The 21,363-nt window shown below is 60.9% G+C and carries 19 protein-coding genes; 16 read left to right on the top strand and 3 right to left on the bottom strand.

What is annotated here, in order from left to right; all coding sequences use genetic code 11:
* Window positions 1–56: 56 nt before the first annotated feature.
* The 3 genes from ARC39_RS17020 (at window position 57) to ARC39_RS17010 (ending at window position 3,241) form a co-directional block, all read left to right on the top strand.
* Window positions 57–1,040, top strand: a complete 984-nt coding sequence (locus tag ARC39_RS17020; RefSeq protein ID WP_068116031.1) for a Bug family tripartite tricarboxylate transporter substrate binding protein — start codon at window positions 57–59, stop codon at window positions 1,038–1,040.
* 142 nt (window positions 1,041–1,182) lie between these two features.
* Entirely contained in the window at window positions 1,183–1,710 is a 528-nt protein-coding gene (locus ARC39_RS17015; RefSeq protein ID WP_068116030.1) for a tripartite tricarboxylate transporter TctB family protein, read from the top strand.
* A gap of 13 nt (window positions 1,711–1,723) precedes the next feature.
* On the top strand, window positions 1,724–3,241 hold the full coding sequence (locus ARC39_RS17010) for a tripartite tricarboxylate transporter permease (RefSeq protein WP_068116029.1): 1,518 nt from the start codon (window positions 1,724–1,726) through the stop codon (window positions 3,239–3,241).
* Window positions 3,242–3,291: 50 nt separating this feature from the next.
* On the opposite strand, the gene ARC39_RS17005 is transcribed toward ARC39_RS17010, so the two are convergent.
* Entirely contained in the window at window positions 3,292–4,698 is a 1,407-nt protein-coding gene (locus tag ARC39_RS17005; RefSeq protein WP_068116028.1) for a helix-turn-helix domain-containing protein, read from the bottom strand.
* Window positions 4,699–4,839: 141 nt separating this feature from the next.
* Between ARC39_RS17005 and ARC39_RS17000 the strand changes: the two genes are divergently transcribed.
* From ARC39_RS17000 to ARC39_RS16985, 4 genes are all read left to right on the top strand, one after another.
* Complete coding sequence (locus ARC39_RS17000; RefSeq protein ID WP_068116027.1) at window positions 4,840–5,892, top strand: ketopantoate reductase family protein; 1,053 nt, start codon at window positions 4,840–4,842, stop codon at window positions 5,890–5,892.
* Between the two features lie 33 nt (window positions 5,893–5,925).
* Window positions 5,926–7,242 carry a serine hydroxymethyltransferase gene (gene glyA, locus ARC39_RS16995; protein WP_068116026.1) on the top strand — a complete coding sequence of 439 codons (1,317 nt, stop codon included), beginning with the start codon at window positions 5,926–5,928 and terminating at the stop codon, window positions 7,240–7,242.
* 25 nt (window positions 7,243–7,267) lie between these two features.
* Complete coding sequence (locus tag ARC39_RS16990) at window positions 7,268–8,458, top strand: aminotransferase class V-fold PLP-dependent enzyme (protein ID WP_068116025.1); 1,191 nt, start codon at window positions 7,268–7,270, stop codon at window positions 8,456–8,458.
* 79 nt (window positions 8,459–8,537) lie between these two features.
* Entirely contained in the window at window positions 8,538–9,491 is a 954-nt protein-coding gene (locus ARC39_RS16985; RefSeq protein WP_068116024.1) for a D-2-hydroxyacid dehydrogenase, read from the top strand.
* A 95-nt stretch (window positions 9,492–9,586) separates the two neighbouring features.
* Here ARC39_RS16985 and ARC39_RS16980 read toward each other — a convergent pair whose 3' ends face one another.
* Window positions 9,587–9,808, bottom strand: a complete 222-nt coding sequence (locus tag ARC39_RS16980) for a hypothetical protein (RefSeq protein WP_068116023.1) — start codon at window positions 9,806–9,808, stop codon at window positions 9,587–9,589.
* A 233-nt stretch (window positions 9,809–10,041) separates the two neighbouring features.
* Here ARC39_RS16980 and folD point away from each other — a divergent pair, with 233 nt between their 5' ends.
* The 4 genes from folD (at window position 10,042) to ARC39_RS16960 (ending at window position 15,587) form a co-directional block, all read left to right on the top strand.
* Complete coding sequence (gene folD / locus ARC39_RS16975) at window positions 10,042–10,935, top strand: bifunctional methylenetetrahydrofolate dehydrogenase/methenyltetrahydrofolate cyclohydrolase FolD (RefSeq protein WP_068116022.1); 894 nt, start codon at window positions 10,042–10,044, stop codon at window positions 10,933–10,935.
* Between the two features lie 75 nt (window positions 10,936–11,010).
* Window positions 11,011–11,628, top strand: coding sequence for a methylenetetrahydrofolate reductase C-terminal domain-containing protein (locus tag ARC39_RS16970; protein ID WP_368085983.1), 618 nt, complete (start codon window positions 11,011–11,013; stop codon window positions 11,626–11,628).
* Window positions 11,625–12,575, top strand: a complete 951-nt coding sequence (locus ARC39_RS16965; protein WP_068116021.1) for a methylenetetrahydrofolate reductase — start codon at window positions 11,625–11,627, stop codon at window positions 12,573–12,575. The genes ARC39_RS16970 and ARC39_RS16965 overlap by 4 nt, the downstream gene beginning before the upstream one ends.
* 219 nt (window positions 12,576–12,794) lie before the next feature.
* Entirely contained in the window at window positions 12,795–15,587 is a 2,793-nt protein-coding gene (locus tag ARC39_RS16960; protein ID WP_068116020.1) for a bifunctional aconitate hydratase 2/2-methylisocitrate dehydratase, read from the top strand.
* A 197-nt stretch (window positions 15,588–15,784) separates the two neighbouring features.
* Here ARC39_RS16960 and ARC39_RS16955 read toward each other — a convergent pair whose 3' ends face one another.
* Complete coding sequence (locus tag ARC39_RS16955; RefSeq protein ID WP_068116019.1) at window positions 15,785–16,045, bottom strand: hypothetical protein; 261 nt, start codon at window positions 16,043–16,045, stop codon at window positions 15,785–15,787.
* Window positions 16,046–16,249: 204 nt separating this feature from the next.
* Between ARC39_RS16955 and napF the strand changes: the two genes are divergently transcribed.
* Genes napF through napH form a run of 5 tightly spaced genes read left to right on the top strand, consistent with a single transcriptional unit; the run spans window position 16,250 to window position 21,352 of the window.
* Entirely contained in the window at window positions 16,250–16,756 is a 507-nt protein-coding gene (gene napF / locus ARC39_RS25385) for a ferredoxin-type protein NapF (protein WP_078059333.1), read from the top strand.
* Window positions 16,753–17,034 carry a chaperone NapD gene (locus ARC39_RS16950; RefSeq protein WP_068116018.1) on the top strand — a complete coding sequence of 94 codons (282 nt, stop codon included), beginning with the start codon at window positions 16,753–16,755 and terminating at the stop codon, window positions 17,032–17,034. Before napF ends, ARC39_RS16950 begins: the two co-directional genes overlap by 4 nt.
* Before the next feature lie 15 nt (window positions 17,035–17,049).
* The gene (gene napA, locus ARC39_RS16945; protein WP_068116017.1) at window positions 17,050–19,542 is read left to right on the top strand and encodes a nitrate reductase catalytic subunit NapA; all 2,493 of its coding nucleotides are present in this window, start codon (window positions 17,050–17,052) and stop codon (window positions 19,540–19,542) included.
* A gap of 29 nt (window positions 19,543–19,571) precedes the next feature.
* On the top strand, window positions 19,572–20,432 hold the full coding sequence (gene napG / locus ARC39_RS16940) for a ferredoxin-type protein NapG (protein ID WP_078059332.1): 861 nt from the start codon (window positions 19,572–19,574) through the stop codon (window positions 20,430–20,432).
* On the top strand, window positions 20,429–21,352 hold the full coding sequence (napH, locus tag ARC39_RS16935; protein WP_068116016.1) for a quinol dehydrogenase ferredoxin subunit NapH: 924 nt from the start codon (window positions 20,429–20,431) through the stop codon (window positions 21,350–21,352). Before napG ends, napH begins: the two co-directional genes overlap by 4 nt.
* Window positions 21,353–21,363 lie beyond the last annotated feature (11 nt).

The raw sequence follows: 21,363 nt of genomic DNA, 5'->3' as shown, positions 1-21,363 counted from the left end.
ACCAAACCGGACGCCGCGGAGAAGACCCAGACAGGGTCGATCAATGGGAGGACTACATGAAACTTTGGAAGACTTTGACGATGAGCGCCGCTGCGTTGGCTGTCATGACACCGGCCGCCATGGCCGAGTGGCAACCGCGCAAGCCTGTTGAATTCATCATCATGGCGGGAACCGGCGGAGGCGCGGACCAAATTGCGCGCTTGCTCCAGGGCCTGATCGAAAAGCATGATCTGAGCCCGCGCCCGTTCATTCCGATCAACAAGCCGGGCGGATCCGGCGCCGAGGCTCTCCGCTACCTGCAGGACAAGGCCGGCGATGATCACACCGTGATGATGACGCTGAACAGCTTCTACACCACGCCGATCATCCAGGAAGACCTGGGCGTGGATGTCACGCAGTTCACGCCGATCGGCTTGATGGCGATGGACACGTTCCTGCTCTGGGTCAACTCGGACCGGGACGACATCACCGATCTCGACAGCTATGTTTCGACGGTGAAGGAAGCCGGGCTGGACTGGAAAGTTGGCGGTACCGGTTCCGGTCAGGAAGACTCGGTCCTGACTGCGATGATGGAAGCGGCCTTCGACTACGAAGTCACCTACATCCCGTTCCCGGGCGGTGGCACCGTGGCCAAAAACCTGGTCGGCAACCAGATCGACTCGACGGTCAACAACCCGGCCGAGCAAATGGAGTTCTGGCGTGCCGGCAACACCAAGCCGCTGGTGCAGTTCACCGCCGAACGCATGCCGGCCTTCCCGGATGTGCCGACGGCCAAGGAACTGGATGTGGACATCGAGTACTACATGCAGCGTTCGGTGAACGGCCCTCCGGGCATGAGCCCGGAAGCGGTCGAGTGGTACACCAACCTGTTCCAGACCCTGTTTGACAGCGAAGAGTGGCAAGAGTTCTGCAAGAGCGACGGCCTGACCTGTGAAACCATGATGAAGGGCGAGGAGCTTGCCGAGTTCCACGCCACCCAGAAAGACGCGCATGTCGCGCTTATCGAACAGGTCGGTGCCGACGCCATCACCGGCGAATAAGGCCCGATAACCTGCGGAGCCCGCATTCGCGCGGGCTCCGTTCCTCCAAGACTACCAAACGAAAACCGATCGGCACACGGGTGCCGGGTATGTCGCTGTTTCCGAACGGAAGGTTGACTGACAAAATGACGGAGCCCACCGAATGACGGTTCGTACAGCAGAACTCCTTATGGCGATCGCGACATTGCTGATGTCGCTGGGCCTTATGCTTAACGTCTACACCGATGAACTCAATATCGGCTGGGTTGAAGGGCGCGGCCCCGGCGCTGGCGTCTGGCCATTCTGGCTGTCTGCGGGCATGGCGCTCGCCTCTCTCGCCACGTTGTACCGCTGGTTTCGGGGCAAGACGCCCGAATCACGGTCCGATGCACCGTATATCGACCCCGAGACTCTCTTTCTCGTCGCGGTTTCCGCTGCGTCCCTCCTGGGCCTGCTCATCCTTATGCAGATCGTCGGCACCTATCTGTCGCTCATGATCTTCATGGTGCTCTACGTGCGTATCCTTGGACACCACTCCTGGGGCACGACGATGGCCTTCGTCATAGGGACACCGGTATTCGTCTACCTGCTCTTCGAAGTCGCCCTGACCAAATACCTGCCCAAGGGTTTGCCGTTCTTCGAGGAAGGTTTCCTCTTCATCGACAACCTCCGCTACGAGTGGTTCTACTGAAAGGTCTCAATCCATGGAAACGATCCTGGTTTCACTTGGCTCCGGATTGCTGCAAGCCTTCGAGCCGCTCAATCTCTTCATGATCTTCGCAGGCTGCCTCGCCGGCCTCTTCGTGGGCTGCATGCCCGGGCTGGGATCGGTAAACGGCGTTGCGATCCTGCTACCCGTCACCTTCCTGGTCCCGCCGACCGCAGCGATCATCTTCCTTGCCGCGCTCTACTACGGAGCGATGTATGGCGGCGCGATCTCGTCGATCACTCTTGGCATTCCAGGCGCGTCAACGGCCGTGGCCACGGTGTTTGACGGGCGACCTATGGCCCAGGCCGGAAAGGCCGACCAGGCCCTCATGGCCGCCGCCATTGCCTCATTCATCGGCGGCACGGTCTCGATCATCCTGTTCACTCTCTTTGCGCCGCCGCTTGCTGCCTTCGCGCTGAAATTCGGGCCGCAGGAGGAATTCGCGCTGATGCTTCTGGCCTTCGCTACCTTTGTCGGGCTGGGCGGCGACGATATTCCAAAGACGATCTTCTCGATCCTGCTCGGACTTGTTCTCGCTGCCGTCGGTTTCGATATCATCTCCGGTCAACCGCGCATGATCTTCTTCGACATGGTCGAATTCCAGCGTGGCATTGGCTTCCTGGTGCTTGCGATCGGTGTCTACGGCGTGGGCGAGATGCTCTGGACACTCGAAAGCACCGCGGGAAAGGTGCAGATGCACTCGGTCAAGATCACCGTCTCGCGGATGAAGCAGAACCTGCTGCAGGTAAAGGAGTACATCAACTCGACCTGGGTCGGCTCCGTGCTCGGGTTCTTCGTCGGTACGTTGCCTGCAGCCGGTGCGACGCCTGCCTCCTTGATGTCCTACGGCCTGTCCAAGACCTTCTCGAAGGACCCGGACAGCTTCGGCAAGGGCAACGTCTCTGGCGTGGCCGCGCCTGAAGCGGCCAACAACGCGGCCTCGACCGGCTCCATGCTTCCGATGATCACGCTCGGAATTCCGGGTTCGCCCACCACGGCGATCCTGCTTGGCGGGATGATCATCTGGGGTCTTCGCCCGGGGCCGCTTCTCTTCACCGAGAGCCCGGATTTCGTCTGGGGCCTGATCGGCTCGATGTACGTTGCCAACTTTGCGACCGTGATCCTCAATATCGCACTCATCCCGGTCTTCATCCGGGTGTTGGCCATGCCCTTCACGCTGCTGACGCCGATCATCTTCACACTCTGCGTGCTTGGCGTGTTCGCCACCACCGACCGGATGTTCGACACCTGGATCATGCTGATCATCGGCGTTGCCGCCTACCTTCTGCGCAAGCTCAACTACCCGGTTGCGCCGGCGGTCCTGGCGATCGTGCTCGGTCCTCTCGCGGAGCGTTCCATGCGTCAGTCGCTGATTTCCAGCCAGGGTGATCCGATGACTTTCCTGGAGCGGCCAATCTCCCTGGTCTGTATCCTGATTGCCGTTGCGCTCGTCAGCTACCCGATGGTCGCGAAGTTTCTCAAAAGGAACAAAGCGGTAGAAGCCGCCGAGTAGATACTCCCAGACCGCAACTCAGCAAGGGGCCGCGAGGCCCCTTTCTTTTTTCAGCTTTCGTAGCGCGTACTGCCGCGCCGGTTTTCGTCCATCGGCAGTTCGATGAACAAGGGCTGGTGCGCCCGCTGTGAGCACGCCTGACGAGGACAGAGGTGGCAATTGATCCCGATCGGCGCATAGAGCTTGGGGTCGTCGAAGTTGTAGCTCGAGGCATAGCGGATTCGGTGCGCGTAGCCGGCTTCGCAGCCCAGGGCGAGCGTCAGGCGGCGGTCCTGCGTCTCTTCGCTGAACACCGGGCGATGGACAGTTCTGCTGATCGTGAAATACCTGTCGCCGTCGGGCATTTCGACGAATTGGGGCATGATAACGCCAGGCGTGTAGAACGCTGTATGGATGTTCCAGACGGGGCAGGACCCACCGTGCTCGGCGAGGTGAAACGATGTTGAATTGAACCGCTTGGTGACATTGCCGGCCTTGTCAATTCGAATGAAAAAGAACGGGACGCCGCGCGCACCTTCTCTCTGCAACGTTGTGACGCGCTGACAGACCTGTTCGAAGGATGTTCCGAAAGCCGCAGCAATCCGGTCCAGGTCATACCCGGTGCTTTCGGCTTCGGCATAGAACGCGTCATAGGGCATCAGGAACGCAGCCGCGAAGTAGTTTGCCAGTTCCACCCTCAATCGTGCCAGGGCCTGGGGCGACTCGATCCCGCTCTGCGCAACGACGTCGGCCAGGGTCGACGCATGTTCGACCACGCACAGGACGTGCGCCAACTGGAAGACGCGGTTCGAATTATTGAGAGCCTGAGAGAGATGTACCTGCCGATCGGGTTCGCTGTAGAACCGAAGCGCGTCTCCCATATCGTCGATGCGGCGGACGACGACGGATATCCCATGTTCCTGCTCCAACCGATCGCGCAGTTCGGAGTAACGGTTCTCAGGTGTACTGAATCGCCCGCCCCACGCGGCCTCTGCCGCGGTTTCGAGCTCGGGGAAGTAATTGCTGTGGTCGCGGAAGAAATCGTGGATCATCGATTCGGGCGAAGAGCGTAGCAGCTCGCTGGCCGAATCCGCGCCGCCGAGTTTCATGATCTTTTCCAGCGCCGCGCGGTGAGAATCATGCAGTTGGAGAAAATGCTCGACGAGCCGCGGTGCATGGTCGATTGCGCCGCGAAGCTCCTGAATGTCGGGCATGTCGCCGGAAAACATCGGATCCTGCACGGCATTGCGAAGATCCGCGACACGCCGCGTACTTTCGTCCTTTGCCAGATCGCGCCAGTTGATCGCATAGGTGTCGGCGATCGTCATCAACATCTGGACGGACAGAGATCTTTGGTTGTTTTCCAGCAAGTTGACGTAGGATGCGCTCACGCCAAGCTGCTTGGCCATCTCGGCCTGTGTCTGCTTCCGCTCCCTGCGCAACTGACGGAGGCGTGGCCCCACAAGGGTCTTTGGCATGTGCGATCCTTACAAATATTACACGTTAGAGAGTTGTTAAATTCACTTTATACACATTGACCCATTATTCGTAGGGGAAATCGAATTTGGAACTATATTACTTTCACGATTGAAGCGGCTAAGCAGCGGGAGGGCGAGGCCATGGGATATAAGATAGTCATTCTTGGCGCGTCATACGGCTCGCTGCTGGGGACCAAGTTCCTGATGGCGGGTCACGATGTTACGCTGGTGTGCCGAAGCGGGACGGCTGCATTGATCAATGCAGAGGGGACGGATGTCCGTATCAAGCTGCGTGACGAGGAAACGCATCGGTCCTTCCGCTCATCGGAGCAGCCAGGGCAGCTTGATGCTCTGACACCGGGCGAGGTCGTACCGTCCGACTATGATATGGCTGTGCTTGCGATGTCGGAGCCGCAGTATTGCAGCGACTCGATCCTCGGATTGTTGCGCAAACTAGGCGAGGCTGGACTTCCATGTCTGTCGATCATGAACATGCCGCCGTTGCCGTTCCTTCGTCGGATCAAGGGGCTGAACGTTCCGAGCCTTGAGCCGAGTTTCACCTGTCCGGATGCGTGGAGCGCCTTTGAGCCAGGGAACGTGACGCTTTGCAGCCCGGACCCGCAGGCATTCAGACTTCCGGATGAGGGCGCAAACGTCCTTCATGTGGGTCTGCCGACCAACTTCAAATCGGCACCCTTCGAAAAGCCCGAGCACAACCGGATCCTCAAGGATCTCGCCGCCTCGGTGGACGCCGTGCGCGTCGACGGCAAAGACGTGCCGGTGAAGCTAAAGGCGTTCGACTCCCTTTTTGTCCCCTTTGCCAAGTGGAGCATGTTGCTTACCGGGAACTATCGTTGTGTGTTGCCGGTCGGTGTGCAGCCTATTCGCGATGCGGTACTGGCCGACCGCGATCTTTCACAAGCGATCTATGCCCAGGTTGACGATTTGGTCACCCGGCTCGGTGCGGATCGTTCCGATCTCGTGCCTTTCGAGAAGTATGCAAATGCCGCGAACGGGTTGCTCAAACCCTCTTCGGCCGCGCGCGCCATCGATGGCGGCGCGGATAAGATCGAACGTGTGGACCTTCTCGTGAAGCTCATCGCCGAACAGGTGGGCGTATCGTCGCCGCAGCTATCCGAAATCGCCGACATCGTCAGCACTCGTCTCGCCGAAAACCAACGCGCTGCTGCCTAGGGTAGGCGCCAAAAAAACACCATTGGAGGAAACATGGACGACTTTGCAGAGTCGCTGCACGCGCAAGGTGCGACCGGCAGATTCTTCGCCGCCAGATTGACTGAAACGGACCCGGCCCTCGCGGCGATGATCGGGCGCGAACTCGGGCGCCAGCGGGACGAGATCGAATTGATCGCTTCGGAGAATATCGTGTCGCGTGCCGTACTGGACGCCGCGGGAAGCGTGCTCACCAACAAATATGCCGAGGGCTATCCCGGGCGGCGCTACTACGGCGGTTGCCAGTTTGTCGATGAGGTCGAAGACTTGGCAATCGAACGCGCCAAGGAGCTCTTTGGCTGCGAATTTGCGAACGTGCAACCGAGCTCGGGAAGCCAGGCCAATCAGGGCGTGTTCCTTGCCCTGGCGAAGCCGGGCGACACGATCCTCGGCCTCAGCCTCGATGCGGGCGGACACCTGACCCACGGCGCGCGGCCCAATTTGTCGGGCAAGTGGTTCAATGCGGTCTCCTATGGCGTCGATCCTGAGACGCACAGGATCGACTACGATCAACTGGAGGCGTTGGCCATCGAGTGTCGGCCGACGATCATTATCGCAGGTGGCTCCGCATATCCGCGGCAAATCGATTTCGCCCGGTTCCGCGCAGTGGCCGACAAGGTCGATGCCGTGCTGATGGTCGACATGGCGCATTTCGCCGGCCTCGTTGCCGCCGGCCTGCATCCCTCGCCCTTCCCGCACGCTCATGTTGCGACAACGACGACGCACAAGACCCTTCGCGGACCGCGCGGTGGCATGATCCTGAGCAACGACGCTGCCATCGCGAAGAAGATCAACTCGGCGATCTTCCCCGGCCTTCAAGGCGGGCCGCTCATGCATGCGATCGCGGGCAAGGCGGTGGCATTCGGCGAGGCTCTGCAACCGGAGTTCAAGGTGTACGCTGCCCAGGTGATCGAGAATGCGCAGGTACTGGCCAAGACTCTCGTGGATGACGGATTTGCCATAACGTCGGGCGGGACGGATACGCATCTGATGCTGGTAGACCTGCGTCCCAAGGGCCTCAAGGGAAACGAGGCCGAAAAGGCACTCGGGCGGGCCCACATAACCTGCAACAAGAACGGCGTTCCCAACGACCCGGAAAAGCCGACGATCACGTCCGGCATCCGTCTCGGGACGCCTGCGGGCACGACACGCGGGTTCGGTGCCAAGGAATTTGCCGAGATCGGTGAAATGATCAACGAGGTGCTCAACGGGCTGGCGACCAACGGCCCCGAGGGCAATGACGCGGTCGAGGCGGCGGTGAAGGCCCGGGCCACGGCGCTCTGCGAGGCTTTCCCGATCTACGGCGATACGTGACACCAGAATACGCGAGGAACAAGAAATGTCTGGATTCAATGGATTGGCCGTTCCCGGCCCGACAAACATGCCCTTTGAAGTCCGCCGCGCGATGGATGTCGCGTTGGAGGATCACCGTGCACCGGATTTTCCGGAGTTCACGTTGCCGCTCTTTGCCGATCTGAAAAAGGCCTTCATGATCGAGAACGGCCAGGTCTTCGTTTTCCCCGGCTCCGGAACCGGCGGCTGGGAATCGGCAATCGCCAATACGTTGTCGCCGGGCGACAAGGTGCTTGCATCGATCTTCGGCCAGTTCTCCTATCTCTGGGTCGACATGTGCCAGCGCTTCGGGCTCGATGTGGATGCCATCGATTGTGAATGGGGCACGGGCGTCCCGGTGGAGCTCTACGAGAAGAAACTCGCTGCCGATACCAACCACGAGATCAAGGCCGTGCTCGTCACGCAGAACGAGACGGCAACCGGCGTGACCAGCGATGTGAAGGCGGTGCGGGAGGTGCTCAACAGCCTCGGCCACCCCGCGCTGCTTTTCGTGGACGGTGTCAGCTCCATCGGTTCCATCGAGTTCCGGCAAGAGGAATGGGGCGTGGATGTCGCCGTCTCCGGTTCCCAGAAAGGCTTCATGCTGCCGACCGGCCTCGCCATCGTCGGCGTCAGCCAGAAGGCACTGGACCAGCGCCCGAAGTCGAACCTTCCGAAGTGTTTCTTCGACTATGACGACATGGTGAAGACCAACAAGGACGGCTATTTCCCCTACACGCCAGCCACGACCCTGCTGCGTGGTCTGCGCGCTTCGCTCGACATGCTGCTCGGTGAAGGCTTGGAAAACGTCTGGGCGCGCCACACGCGGCTGGCGACCGGCTGTCGCGCCGGGATCGCGGCCTGGGGGCTGGAGTTGTGCGCCAAGGGTCCGCAATGGCACTCCGACACGGTCAGCGCAATCGTCGTTCCCGAGGGATACAATGCGAATGACGTTATCGGGTCGGCCTATGGCAAGTACAACTTGTCGCTCGGCGCCGGACTTTCGAAGGTCGCAGGCAAGGTATTCCGGATTGGTCACCTCGGCTACATGAACGAGTTGATGGTTCTTCAGTCGCTCGCCGGGGCAGAGCTTGCGATGCGCGATGTCGGCATTCCGTTCGAGTCCGGATCGGGCGTGGGAGCGGCAGTCGACTATTTCGCATCAACTGGTCAGGCCCCTGCGCTGGCTGCGGAATAACCGCGGCTTCCCGGCGGCGTGCGCCTCTCCTCCCTGCGGGTCGCGCGCCGCCACCTACACTTGGACAGGACGAAAAAACATGCGCATCGTCTTTCTCGATCGCGGGTCCATTGGCCCGTCGGTCGAGCTTCACCGCCCCGCTTTCGACCATGAGTGGGTGGTCTATGATCGGACGGCACCGGATCAGGTGGCCGAACGCCTTGCCGACGCGGAGATTGCCATTTCCAACAAAGTGCCGATCCGCCGCGACAGCATCGAGAAGCTGCCGAAGCTCAAGATGATCGCCATCCCGGCCACCGGCTACGACGCCTTTGACTTAGACGCCTGCCGCGAGCGGGGAATCGTCGTGTCGAACGTCCGCGGTTATGCGATCAATACCGTTCCGGAACACACATTTGCGCTGATACTGGCTCTGCGACGGAACATCGTTGGGTTCCGTCAAGATGTGATCGATGGCGAGTGGCAAAAATCCGGTCAGTTCTGTTTCTTTAACCACCCGATCTCTGACCTGAGCGGATCGACGCTCGGCATCATCGGCGAAGGCGTTCTTGGTCAGGGTGTCGCGCATCTGGCGCGGGCATTCGGCATGAGAGTGCTGTTTGCGGCACACAAGGGAGTTTCCGGCCTTGGGCCGCTCTACACGCCGTGGGACGAGGTTCTGGAGACCTCGGACGTTATCACGCTGCACAGCCCGTTGCTTCCAGCGACGCGAAACATGATCGCTGAGCCGGAATTCCGCCAAATGAAGAGGCGACCTCTATTGGTCAACTGTTCACGGGGCGGGTTGGTGCACGAGGGCGATCTGGTCAAGGCCCTCGACGAAGGATGGATTTCCGGCGCCGGGTTCGATGTTCTCACGTCCGAGCCGCCTGCTCCGGACAACCCGTTGTTGACCGTGCTGGACCGGCCAAATGTGATCGTCACTCCGCACGTCGCTTGGGCGAGTGACGAGGCGATGCAAATCCTGTGGAACCAGGTGAGGGATCACTTGGAGAATTTCGCTCGCGGCGAACCGAGCAATGTCGTCACCTGATAGCGTATTAAGTGCTGAGGTTTTGGCAGGAGCCCAACGGTCTAGGGCTCCTCAGCCATCCATCGGTGTGGCCGGATACGGGCGCCGCTTCGGGCTTAGAAGAGCTCGGAACGCCGGACGATTTCGTGGGGAATTGCCAAGCGCTGCAGGCCGTCCTTCGCCAGCTGGGCGTCCGTCTTGTGGGACATCCGTTCGTAGTCGGCGGCCATGCGATTGCATCCCCGAATCCACTCGATCGCCTGGGCGACGCTCTTCAAAGGCAGAAAGACTGTCGAGGAAAGGCCGAGAACGGGCGAATGGGTGTCGACGGTCGCCATGGCGCACTCCAGTGTTGTTGTCTTTGATCGACTGCTTATGCCGCATTGCAGCGTGAAAAACAATGCTTGTGCAGCATAACGGGTATGCGACTGGGGCAAGCCTGCGACGTTTATGAAACTCGCTTATGTTTCAATTCAGTAGAGCGGTCTCACGCGTGTGCTGCAGATTGCACCGCCGAAATCGAAATGCGGGTGCGCGTGGCCCAAAAGGCAATGGATGGAAGGATCGAAAGGTGAAAGCGAAGATTATTGATGGCAAGGCTTTTGCCGCCGATATCCGAGCGCGCGTCGCCGCGCAGGTGGCCAGCCTCAAGTCGGATCGCGAACGCGTACCGGGTCTTGCGGTGGTGCTGGTCGGCGAGGACCCGGCCAGTGAGGTCTATGTGCGCAACAAGGGCCGGCAGACGAAGGAAGTAGGGATGCTCTCCGTTGAGCATAGGCTTCCGGCAGATACATCCGAAGGCGAGTTGCTGGCGCTGATCGAATCGTTGAATGCAGACAGCGATATCCACGGAATTCTCGTCCAGCTTCCGCTGCCGGAGCATCTCGACGCCGATCTTGTCATCAATTCCATTGACCCGGCGAAAGACGTGGATGGCTTCCACATCTCCAATGTGGGATTGCTCGGGACCGGGCAGAAAGCGCTTGTCCCCTGCACGCCATTGGGGTGCCTGATGTTGCTTCGCGACCATCTGGGGTCGCTGTCTGGTCTGGATGCGGTTGTGGTCGGGCGGTCGAACATTGTCGGAAAGCCGATGGCAAACCTCCTGTTGGGCGATAGCGCGACGGTGACAATCGTTCATTCGCGGACACGGGACTTGCCTGATGTCGTGCGCCGCGCCGACATCGTCGTCGCCGCTGTCGGAAGGCCCGAGATGATCACTGGAGATTGGATCAAACCCGGTGCGACTGTGATCGACGTCGGGATAAACCGAGTGCCGGGTGATAGTGGCAAGACACGGCTCGTTGGCGATGTGGATTTTGCGAGTGCAAGAGAGGTCGCCGGCGCGATCACGCCGGTGCCAGGCGGAGTCGGCCCGATGACGATAGCCTGCCTGCTGGCCAATACGTTGACGGCGTTCTGCCGGACAAACGGCTTGCCCGACCCGGAGAATCTCACGGCGTGATGCAAAGGGGAGCAGGACCGCGCGTCGGAACGGCTTGATCAATCGTTCCGGGGAAGCTCTTCTGCGGAAGTCGGCATGTTCGCCCGCCGGACCGAGCAAAGGACAGGAATGTACCGCCTTCGGCTATTCGCATCACGTCATTCGCGGAGTTTCGAGCGGATCTACACGTTGCTCGAAGGTGCCATGGTCGCGATGGACCCGGTCTTTCGTAGAGTCGGATACCGGCGCGTGGAAGCCGTCCTGACCCCAATCGAGCGTTTGGTCAAATCGTTGCTATTCGATTGCCGGATGTGCGGCCAATGCGTTTTGTCTTCGACGGGTATGTCGTGCCCGATGAACTGTCCGAAAGGTCTCAGGAACGGGCCATGTGGTGGCGTTCGTCCGGGCGGGTTCTGCGAGGTGAAACCGCAAATGCGCTGTGTCTGGGTCGAAGCCTGGAGTGGCGCGACCCGCATGCGCCATGGGGAGCAGATCTCCATCGTTCTTCCTCCCGTGGACCATTCGCTCAAGGGCAGCTCGGCCTGGCTGCGGGCCGCGCGGGAGAAGGCCGAGGTTCGACGCGCCGCAAAGGAGGCGCAACGGACAACGCTCGCGCGCGCCTTCGATGATGCGCGTGAGCACGAGCCATCGTCCGCGCCGCTGGCTCCCGAGCCGGAAACCTCGGTTGAAGCCAGCCGGGAGCGGCGGACATGACGCCCGAAATCACCAGTTCAGCCCCGACGCGTGGCAGGTTGGAGGCGGTGCTGCGCTCCGGCAGATTCGCCATCACCGCCGAGCTCAACCCGCCGGACAGCGCCAACCCCGACGACGTCTTCGAGGCCGCGCGCCCCCTTGGCGAGGTTGCCGATGCGATCAATGCGACGGATGCCTCGGGTGCCAATTGCCATATGTCATCGCTCGGTATCTCGGCGCTGCTGGTCCGGGCCGGTTACGGGCCGGTTTTGCAGATCTCATGTCGCGACCGGAACAGGATCGCCGTTCAAGGCGACGTTCTCGGGGCGGCGGCGCTTGGTGTCCGGAACGTGCTATGCCTGACCGGAGACGACGTCTCGGCCGGCGATCAACCCGGCGCGAAGCCCGTGTTCGATTTCGACTCCGTTTCGCTCGTTCGCACGCTGCGCACGATGCGGGACGAGGGCATGTTCCTTTCCGGGCGCAAGATCAGTGATCCGCCAAAGCTGTTCATCGGTGCGGCCGAAAACCCTTGTGTCGAACCGCTGGAATGGCGGCCGGAACGTTTGAAAAAGAAGATCGAGGCAGGGGCCGACTTCATCCAGACCAACCTCATTTTCGACATGGACCGGTTCCGCACCTTCATGGCGCGCGTGCGCGAAATGGGGTTGCACGAGCGAGCCTTTATTCTCGCGGGAATCGGACCGCTCACCTCCGCCCGCGTGGCACGCTGGATGCGGTCGCGTGTGCCGGGCATTCACATTCCTGATGCTCTCGTCGAGCGGCTCGACGCGGCCAGCGACCCCGCCGCTCTCGGGCAGCGCCTCTGTATCGAGGCAATTCAGGAGGTCCGCGAGATTGAGGGTGTCTCCGGCGTTCATATTATGGCCTACCGTCGGGAACACCTCGTCTCGGAGATCATTCTCCAGTCTGGCGTTCTGGACCGGCGCAGGATCCTGAAGGGATAACTGCCGAAGGAGACGCGCGTCACGGCAAGTCGCGGAACCGCGCTGGTCCGGGTGAACGCCCGGCGCGTGCGCAACTGGGTCATCCTGCCGCCATCGAACATCTTGCAAGTCGGTATCGTTTGGTATACTTTCGCATACAGCAAGCTTGCCCCGGCGCGCCAAAAAAGTTCTGTGGTCCGCCGGCCAGGCCAATTCTGACACATTATCGGCGGGATAATCATGACCTTGTACACTGACTACTTGGACGAGATCGGCACACGGAAGGCGCAAGGCCTGAATCCCAAGCCTATCGACGATGGCGCGCTTGTCGAAGAGCTGATCGCGCATATCAAGGACTCGAACAGCGAACATCGGGAAGACGCGCTGAAGTTCTTTATTTACAATACGCTACCCGGGACCACCAGCGCCGCTGGTGCAAAGGCGAAGTTCCTGAAAGAGATCATCCTCGGTAGCGCACTCGTTGAAGAAATCTCTCCAGAATTTGCCTTCGAATTGCTGTCCCACATGAAGGGCGGACCTTCGGTCGAGGTGCTGCTCGACCTGGCACTGGGCGAGGACGCATCCGTTGCGCAGCAGGCGGGAGAGGTTCTGAAGACCCAGGTGTTCCTCTACGAAGCCGATACGGATCGCCTGGAGTCGGCCTACAAGGCCGGGAATGGCGTCGCCAAGGATATCCTCGAAAGCTATGCGAAGGCGGAGTTCTTCACCAAGCTTCCCGACATCGATGAAGAGATCAAGGTCGTCACCTACATCGCGGCCGAAGGCGACATTTCTACCGACCTTCTGTCGCCCGGCAACCAGGCCCACTCGCGCTCTGACCGGGAACTGCACGGCAAGTGCATGATTTCCGAGACGGCACAGAAGGAAATCGAGGCGCTGAAACTGCAGCACCCCGACAAAAGGGTGATGCTGATCGCCGAGAAGGGGACGATGGGCGTTGGATCCTCGCGGATGTCCGGCGTCAACAACGTGGCGCTCTGGACCGGCAAACAGGCCTCGCCCTACGTACCCTTCGTCAATATCGCTCCGGTCGTGGCCGGAACCAACGGCATCTCGCCGATCTTCCTGACCACCGTTGGCGTGACCGGCGGCATCGGGCTCGACTTGAAGAACTGGGTCAAGAAGGTCGATGAGGACGGCAAGCCGATCCTGAACAACGATGGCAACCCGGTCCTCGAGCAGAAATACTCCGTCGAGACAGGCACGGTTCTGACCATCAACACCAAGAACAAGATGCTTCTGAGCGAAGATGGCAACGAGGAGTTGGTCGACGTTTCCTCCGCCTTCACTCCCCAGAAGGTCGAGTTCATGAAGGCCGGTAGCTCCTATGCCATCGTTTTCGGCAAGAAGCTGCAGAACCTCGCGGCCGAGACGCTGGGCGTCGAGCCGACACCGGTTTTTGCGCCGTCCAAGATCGTGACGAATGACGGGCAGGGCCAGACAGCCGTTGAGAAGATCTTCAACAGGAATGCCGTTGGCGTGCCGGCAGACACCGTCATGCATGCGGGCTCCGACGCCCGGGTGACGGTGAATATCGTCGGCTCGCAGGACACCACCGGCCTCATGACGTCCCAGGAACTGGAGGCAATGGCCGCCACGATCATCTCGCCGAAGGTCGATGGCGCCTACCAGTCAGGCTGTCACACGGCCTCCGTTTGGGATGCGAAGGCCGCAGCCAACACGCCGCGCCTGATGAAGTTCATGAGCGAGTTCGGCCTGATCACCGGGCGCGACCCGAAGGGCGCGTATCACGCCATGACCGACGTGATCCACAAGGTACTGAACGATATTACGGTAGATGACTGGGACATCATCATCGGCGGTGACAGCCATACGCGGATGTCCAAGGGCGTAGCCTTTGGCGCGGACTCCGGCACCGTCGCGCTGGCACTGGCAACCGGCGAGGCCACCATGCCGATCCCTGAATCGGTCAAGGTGACCTTCAAGGGCAAGATGGCCGACCACATGGACTTCCGCGACGTGGTCCACGCCACCCAGCAGCAGATGCTCCAGCAATGCGGCGACAACGTCTTCCAGGGCCGTGTCATTGAGGTGCATATCGGCACGTTGTTGGCCGACCAAGCCTTCACCTTCACCGATTGGACCGCCGAGATGAAGGCCAAGGCGTCGATCTGTATCTCCAATGACGAGACGCTGATCGGCTCGCTGGAACTGGCCAAGCACCGTATCGGCATCATGATCGAGAAGGGCATGGACAACGAGGTGGGCATGCTCCAGGGCCTCATCGACAAGGCGGACAAGCGGATCGCCGAGATCAGGTCTGGCGAGAAGCCGGCGCTGACGCCAGATGACAACGCGAAATACTTCGCAGAGGTCGTCGTGGATCTGGACCAGATCGTCGAGCCGATGATCGCTGACCCGGATGTCAACAACGCCGATGTCTCCAAGCGGTACACCCACGATACCATTCGCCCGGTCTCTTACTACGGCGCCGAGAAGAAGGTGGACCTGGGCTTCGTCGGTTCCTGCATGGTGCACAAGGGCGACGTGAAGATCGTGGCCCAGATGCTCAAGAACCTCGAGAAGGAGACCGGCAAGGTTGAGTTCAAGGCGCCGCTCGTGGTTGCCGCGCCGACCTACAACATTATCGACGAGCTCAAGGAAGAGGGCGACTGGGAGATCCTGCAGAAGTACTCAGGCTTCGAGTTCGACGATTTCATGCCCAAGACACAAGCCCGCACGGAGTATGAGAACATCCTCTACCTTGAGCGCCCGGGCTGCAACCTGTGCATGGGCAACCAGGAGAAGGCCGCCAAGGGCGATACGGTGCTTGCCACTTCCACGCGTCTCTTCCAGGGCCGAGTCGTGGCAGACGCCCCTGAGAAAAAGGGTGAGTCGCTTCTGGCCTCGACCCCGGTCGTTGTTCTCTCGGCGATCCTTGGCCGCACGCCGAGCGTCGAGGAGTACAAAACGGCCGTGGACGGGATCGACCTGACGAAGTTCGCGCCTCCGCTCGAAGTACCGGCAACTTCGAGGTCGGTTCATTTCTAAGACGGATGGGCGGCACGTCGTACGCGCGATGTGCCGCTCGCTCCATCGATGGGACGCGCCACTGTTGTGTAGCGCCTACCCCTACCGGAGTTCGCTTGAGTGCACGGCGGATTCAATTGGCTCGGCTTTTGAAACGCGGAGAGCAACGCCTTCAACGTGCGTTGCTCTGGCTGTTGGTTCAGTCTCCTGCCGCGGATTCAGACTGTCGCGCCCTTCCGGCGAATGAGACTTCCCAGCGTTCCGAATATCGCACCGATTATCATCGCAATCACGAGTTCCGGTGATAGCAGGGTCGAAACGCCAAGGTCAGAAAAGAAGATGTAGGTCGAGGCGAGCCCGACCAGCGCGCCGAGTATGCACCCGACAAGTGGACTTCGAGACATCATGCCGAGGGCCAGTCCGAGAATGCCGGGAAGGTTCAGGATATTTCCGGCGATGAGGCCGAGTGTCTCAAGCATGATCGTCTCCCTGTAGGCGTGTCTTCCACGGACGATGCGCCCGGCTTGGAACGACTGCCCAATCGCCGGACATGCGTCCGCTGTCTCTCAGATCCAAACGAAGTTCCATACGTCAAATTCCTTCTTTGCCTTGACTTAAGTCAACAACGAAAGAAACCTGCACAATATAAAGACATCCGATGAACCTTGCTTCAGGTAGCGAGTATGCCAACCCACGCAAGCCGCCGGGATTTCCTGAGGGCAGACCTCACACGAACGATTGTGCTGCGCCCACCCGGGGCGCTGACCGTCGCGTTCGAGCGTGCCTGTACCGGATGCGGCGAATGTGCGTCCGCGTGTCCCGAAGCAATCATCCATACAGATCATCGCGGTAGCGTAATGTTGGACCTGTCGCGCGGCGCCTGCACGTTCTGCGGGGAGTGTGCTCGTGCTTGTCCGACCGACGCGCTCGACGTGGGACGCATCGGCGACTGGCCCTGGGTCGCTACGGTCGGAGAAACCTGCCTTTCGATCAACAACGTAGCCTGCCGATCCTGCGAGGACGCCTGCGAAGCCCGGGCCATTCGTTTCCGACTGGAGGTGGGCGGCAAAGCGCGCCCGAACATCGACGCAACGGAGTGTACGGGCTGCGGCGCTTGTATCGCGATCTGTCCCGTCGGGGCAGTTTCACTGGCGCGGACGGCCCAATCCGAACCGGAGTTACGCCCATGAACATTTGTGGATGCCTCGTCCATGCCCTGCCCGGCGAGGGCGCTGCGGTCAGGCAGTCTGCCGAGGCGCTTGTCGGCGTCGAAGTCCACGCTGTGACCGAGGACGAGCGTTTGATCGTCGTGGTCGAAGATACAGAAATGACCCGAGCCTCGGATCAGATCATGGAATTGCATCAGATCCCGGGCGTCACATCCGTCACCCTCACCTATCACCATTTCGAGGACCTGCCCGCCGGCGAAAGCCAGCCTCAGCCGGTCGTCGCCCCACGCCATAGCTGAACCGGAGCCAAGCCCATGACCATGTCAGAGACCCGCCGGACGTTCCTGAAATCGACCGCCGCAGTGGCCACGGCCTCGGCGGCGGGCATCACACTTCCCGGTCAGGAAGCGAGTGCCCAGGTACGGACGCCCGACATCCGCTGGGACAAGGCCGCCTGCCGTTTCTGTGGCACGGGATGCTCGGTCCTGATCGGCACAAAGGAAGGTCGAGTCGTTGCCACCCAGGGCGACCCGGACGCGCCGGTGAACCGCGGTCTCAACTGCATCAAGGGCTATTTCCTCTCCAAGATCATGTACGGGCAGGACCGGCTGACGACGCCGATGCTGCGCAAGTCGAACGGGGTCTTTGACAAGAACGGCGAGTTCGAACCGGTTAGCTGGGACGAGGCCTTCGACGTGATGGCCGAGAAATGGAAAGCGGCGCTTAAGGAGAAGGGCGGGGCGGGCGTCTCGATCTTCGGCTCCGGCCAATGGACGGTCTGGGAGGGCTATGCCGCCGCCAAGTTCATGAAGGCCGGTTTGCGGTCGAACAACATCGACCCCAACGCGCGGCACTGCATGGCCTCGGCCGTCGTCGGCTTCATTCGTGCCTTCGGTATCGACGAACCAATGGGGTGCTACGACGATCTGGAACACGCCGATACCTTCGTGCTCTGGGGCTCGAACATGGCGGAGATGCATCCGATCCTCTGGTCGCGGCTCACCGACACGCGGCTGACGAAGCCCGGCTGCGAGGTGCATGTGCTTTCCACCTTCGAACACCGCAGCTTCGAGCTTGCGGACAACGGCATGGTGTTCACGCCGCAGGCCGACCTCGCGATCCTCAATTACATCGCGAATTACATCATTCAGAACGACGCGGTGAACTGGGATTTCGTCAACGCCCACGTGAATTTCACCCAAACAGCCACCGACATCGGCTACGGACTGCGCGACGACAATGCCCTGCAGATGCAGGCCGCAAACCCCAATTCCGGTAAACTGGAGCCGATCACCTTCGAGCAATACGCCGAGATGGTGTCCGAATACACCGTCGATAAGGTCTCGGAGATGTCCGGTGTACCAGCGGCGCAGCTCGAGCGGCTGGCAGCGCAATACGCCGACCCCAACCGGAAGGTCATGAGCCTCTGGACGATGGGCTTCAACCAGCACACCAGGGGCTCCTGGGTGAACGGGCTGATGTACAATGTCCACCTGCTGACCGGCAAGATCTCCGAGCCCGGCAATTCGCCCTTCTCGCTGACTGGTCAACCATCGGCCTGCGGAACCGCGCGCGAGGTTGGTACCTTTGCCCACCGTCTGCCGGCCGACATGGTTGTGGCCAATGACGCGCATCGCGAGATTTGCGAGACAGCTTGGAACATTCCGGCTGGCACCATCCCACCGAAGCCCGGTTTCCACGCTGTGCTCCAGCACCGGATGCTCAAGGATGGCGTGCTGAACTGCCATTGGGTGCAGTGCAACAACAACATGCAGGCCGCGCCCAACATGAACGAGGAGGGGTATCCGGGATACCGCAATCCCGACAACTTCATCACCGTGTCGGAACCCTATCCGACCGTGACCGCGCTGGCAGCCGATCTGATTCTGCCCACCGCCATGTGGGTCGAGAAAGAGGGCGCCTATGGCAACGCCGAGCGCCGCACCCAGTTCTGGCGCCAACAGGTCAAGGCGCCGGGCGAGGCCCGGTCAGACGTCTGGCAGGTCATGGAGTTCTCCAAGCGTTTCACGGTTGAAGAAGCCTGGGGCGAGGAATTGGTTGCGCAGAAGCCCGAACTTGCCGGCAAGACCCTCTACGAGGTGCTGTTCGAGAATGGCGTGGTCAACAAGTTCCCGGTCTCCGAGACCGCGGAGGGCTTTGACAACGACGAATCCGAACATTTTGGCTTCTACGTCCAAAAGGGCCTCTTCGAAGAGTATGCGGACTTTGGCCGTGGTCATGCGCATGACCTCGCTCCATTCGACACCTACCATCAGGCACGCGGATTGCGCTGGCCGGTGGTCGACGGGAAGGAGACGCTCTACCGCTTCCGCGAAGGATACGACCCCTATGTGAAGGAAGGCGAGGGGGTTAAATTCTACGGCCACAAGGACGGCAAGGCGAAGATCATCTTCGCGCCCTACGAGCCTGCGGCAGAGGTTCCGGACGAGGAATACGACCTGTGGCTCTGCACCGGCCGGGTCCTGGAGCACTGGCATTCCGGCTCGATGACCCGCCGTGTGCCGGAACTGCACCGGTCCTTCCCCTCCGCGGTCGTTTTCATGCACCCCGACGACGCAAAGGATCGTGGCCTGCGCCGTGGGCAGGAGATCATGATTTCAACTCGCCGTGGCGAGGTCGCGAGCCGGTTGGAGACCCGCGGGCGTAACAAGGTTCCGCGCGGTCTCGTGTTCATGCCGTGGTTCGACGAGGGTCAACTGACGAACAAGCTGACGCTCGATGCCACCTGTCCGCTCTCCAAGGAGACCGACTTCAAGAAGTGCGCCTGCAAGGTCGATCGGGCCTGACGGCCTGCGGTTGAGCCCGGGAGCGAACCATGTCCGCCGCCAATAAAAAGCGTGTCGATCGCCGTCGGTTTCTGACCGATAGCGCCCGCATGGCGGCGGGATGCGCCGTGGCAGGCTCGCTTCTGGCCTATGTCACCCGCGACGCGAGGGCGCTTCCACAGCAGGCGATCCGTCCGCCGGGGGCGTTGGCGGAGGATGATTTCCTCGCGGCTTGCATCCGTTGCGGGCTCTGCGTGCGCGACTGCCCCTACGACACGCTGGTCCTGGCAGATCTGGGCCAGGACGGCCCGGCAACCGGCACGCCGTTTTTTACCGCGCGCGACGTGCCTTGCGAGATGTGCGACGACATCCCCTGCGTCGCTGCCTGCCCGACCGGCGCACTCGACAAGGATCTGACCGATATCGAGGACGCCCGGATGGGGACGGCGGTATTGGTGGACCAGGAGAATTGCCTCAACTTCCTCGGCCTTCGCTGCGATGTCTGCTACCGTGTCTGCCCGATGATCGACGAGGCGATTGCGCTGGAATTGCGCCACAACGAGCGGTCAGGCCACCACGCGATATTCGCCCCCACGGTGTTTGCCGAAGCCTGCACTGGCTGCGGTATCTGCGAAAAGAAATGCGTTCTTCCGGAACCTGCGATCAAGGTACTGCCGGTGCGGCTCGCGCGCGGCGAACCGGCGGATCATTATCGCAAGGGGTGGGAGGAAAAGGACGCCAAGGGCGCGCCCGTGGTCGAGGGGATCATCGACCTGCCAGACCGCCTGCCCGGACCGGGCACCGACAATCTCGCCGCACCGGGTGGTTTCGAGCCCGGCCTTGGCGCTGTCGACGGTAGTGCGGGTGGCTTCCAGCCGACCTTCACACTGCCTGGAGGGACCGGCCAATGAGCACGAAAGGCAAGGTCCATCTTCCTACCGGTCAGGAGGCGTTGGAGAAAAAAGGTTGGTATGGCGCGCACAAGTACCTCGTGCTGCGGCGACTGAGCCAGGCGTTCTTTCTCTTTCTTTTCCTGATGGGGCCGTGGTTTGGCATCTGGTGGGTAAAGGGAAATCTCGCCGGTTCCGAGACCTTCGGCATCCTCCCACTCAACGACCCTCTGATCCTGGGCCAGATGATGGCCTCGGGCCATTGGCCGGAGAGCACCGCGCTGATCGGAGGGTTGATCGTGCTCGTCGTCTACGCACTGATCGGCGGTCGTGTCTATTGCTCCTGGGTTTGCCCCATCAACCCGATCACCGATAGCGCGCACTGGCTTCATGACAAGCTCGGAATTCAGAAAGGATGGCAACCGAAGCGGGCGACCCGCTACTGGCTGCTTGGCGCTGTCTTCATCGTTTCCGCTTTGACCGGCACGATCGCCTGGGAGGTTGTAAACCCTGTCACCATGGTTCACCGCGGCCTCGTCTTCGGGATGGGCTGGGTTTGGGGCATGGTGCTGACCATCTTCCTGTTCGACCTTTTGGTGGCGCGGCGCGGCTGGTGCGGCCATGTCTGCCCGGTCGGCGCCTTCTATTCTCTCGTCGGCGTCAAGAGCCTGCTTCGCGTTTCCGCCGTGCGCCGCGACGCCTGCGACGATTGCATGGATTGTTACGCCGTCTGCCCCGAGAACCAGGTCATCTCGCCTGCGCTCAAGGGCAAGGGCGGCGCGACCCCTCTGATCCTTTCGCCCGATTGCACCAATTGCGGGCGATGCATCGACGTCTGCGCCATGGACGTCTTCGCCTTTACCCACCGTTTCGACAGCAATGTCGAAGCCTCACCCGACACCGGGGCGGCAATAGTGCCGTCCGAAAAGACAGCAGCGTGAATAGAGCAACG

The sequence above is a fragment of the Tropicimonas marinistellae genome, from assembly GCF_001509585.1.
GTDB lineage: Bacteria > Pseudomonadota > Alphaproteobacteria > Rhodobacterales > Rhodobacteraceae > Tropicimonas > Tropicimonas marinistellae.
This window is presented reverse-complemented; position numbering and strand designations above follow the sequence as displayed.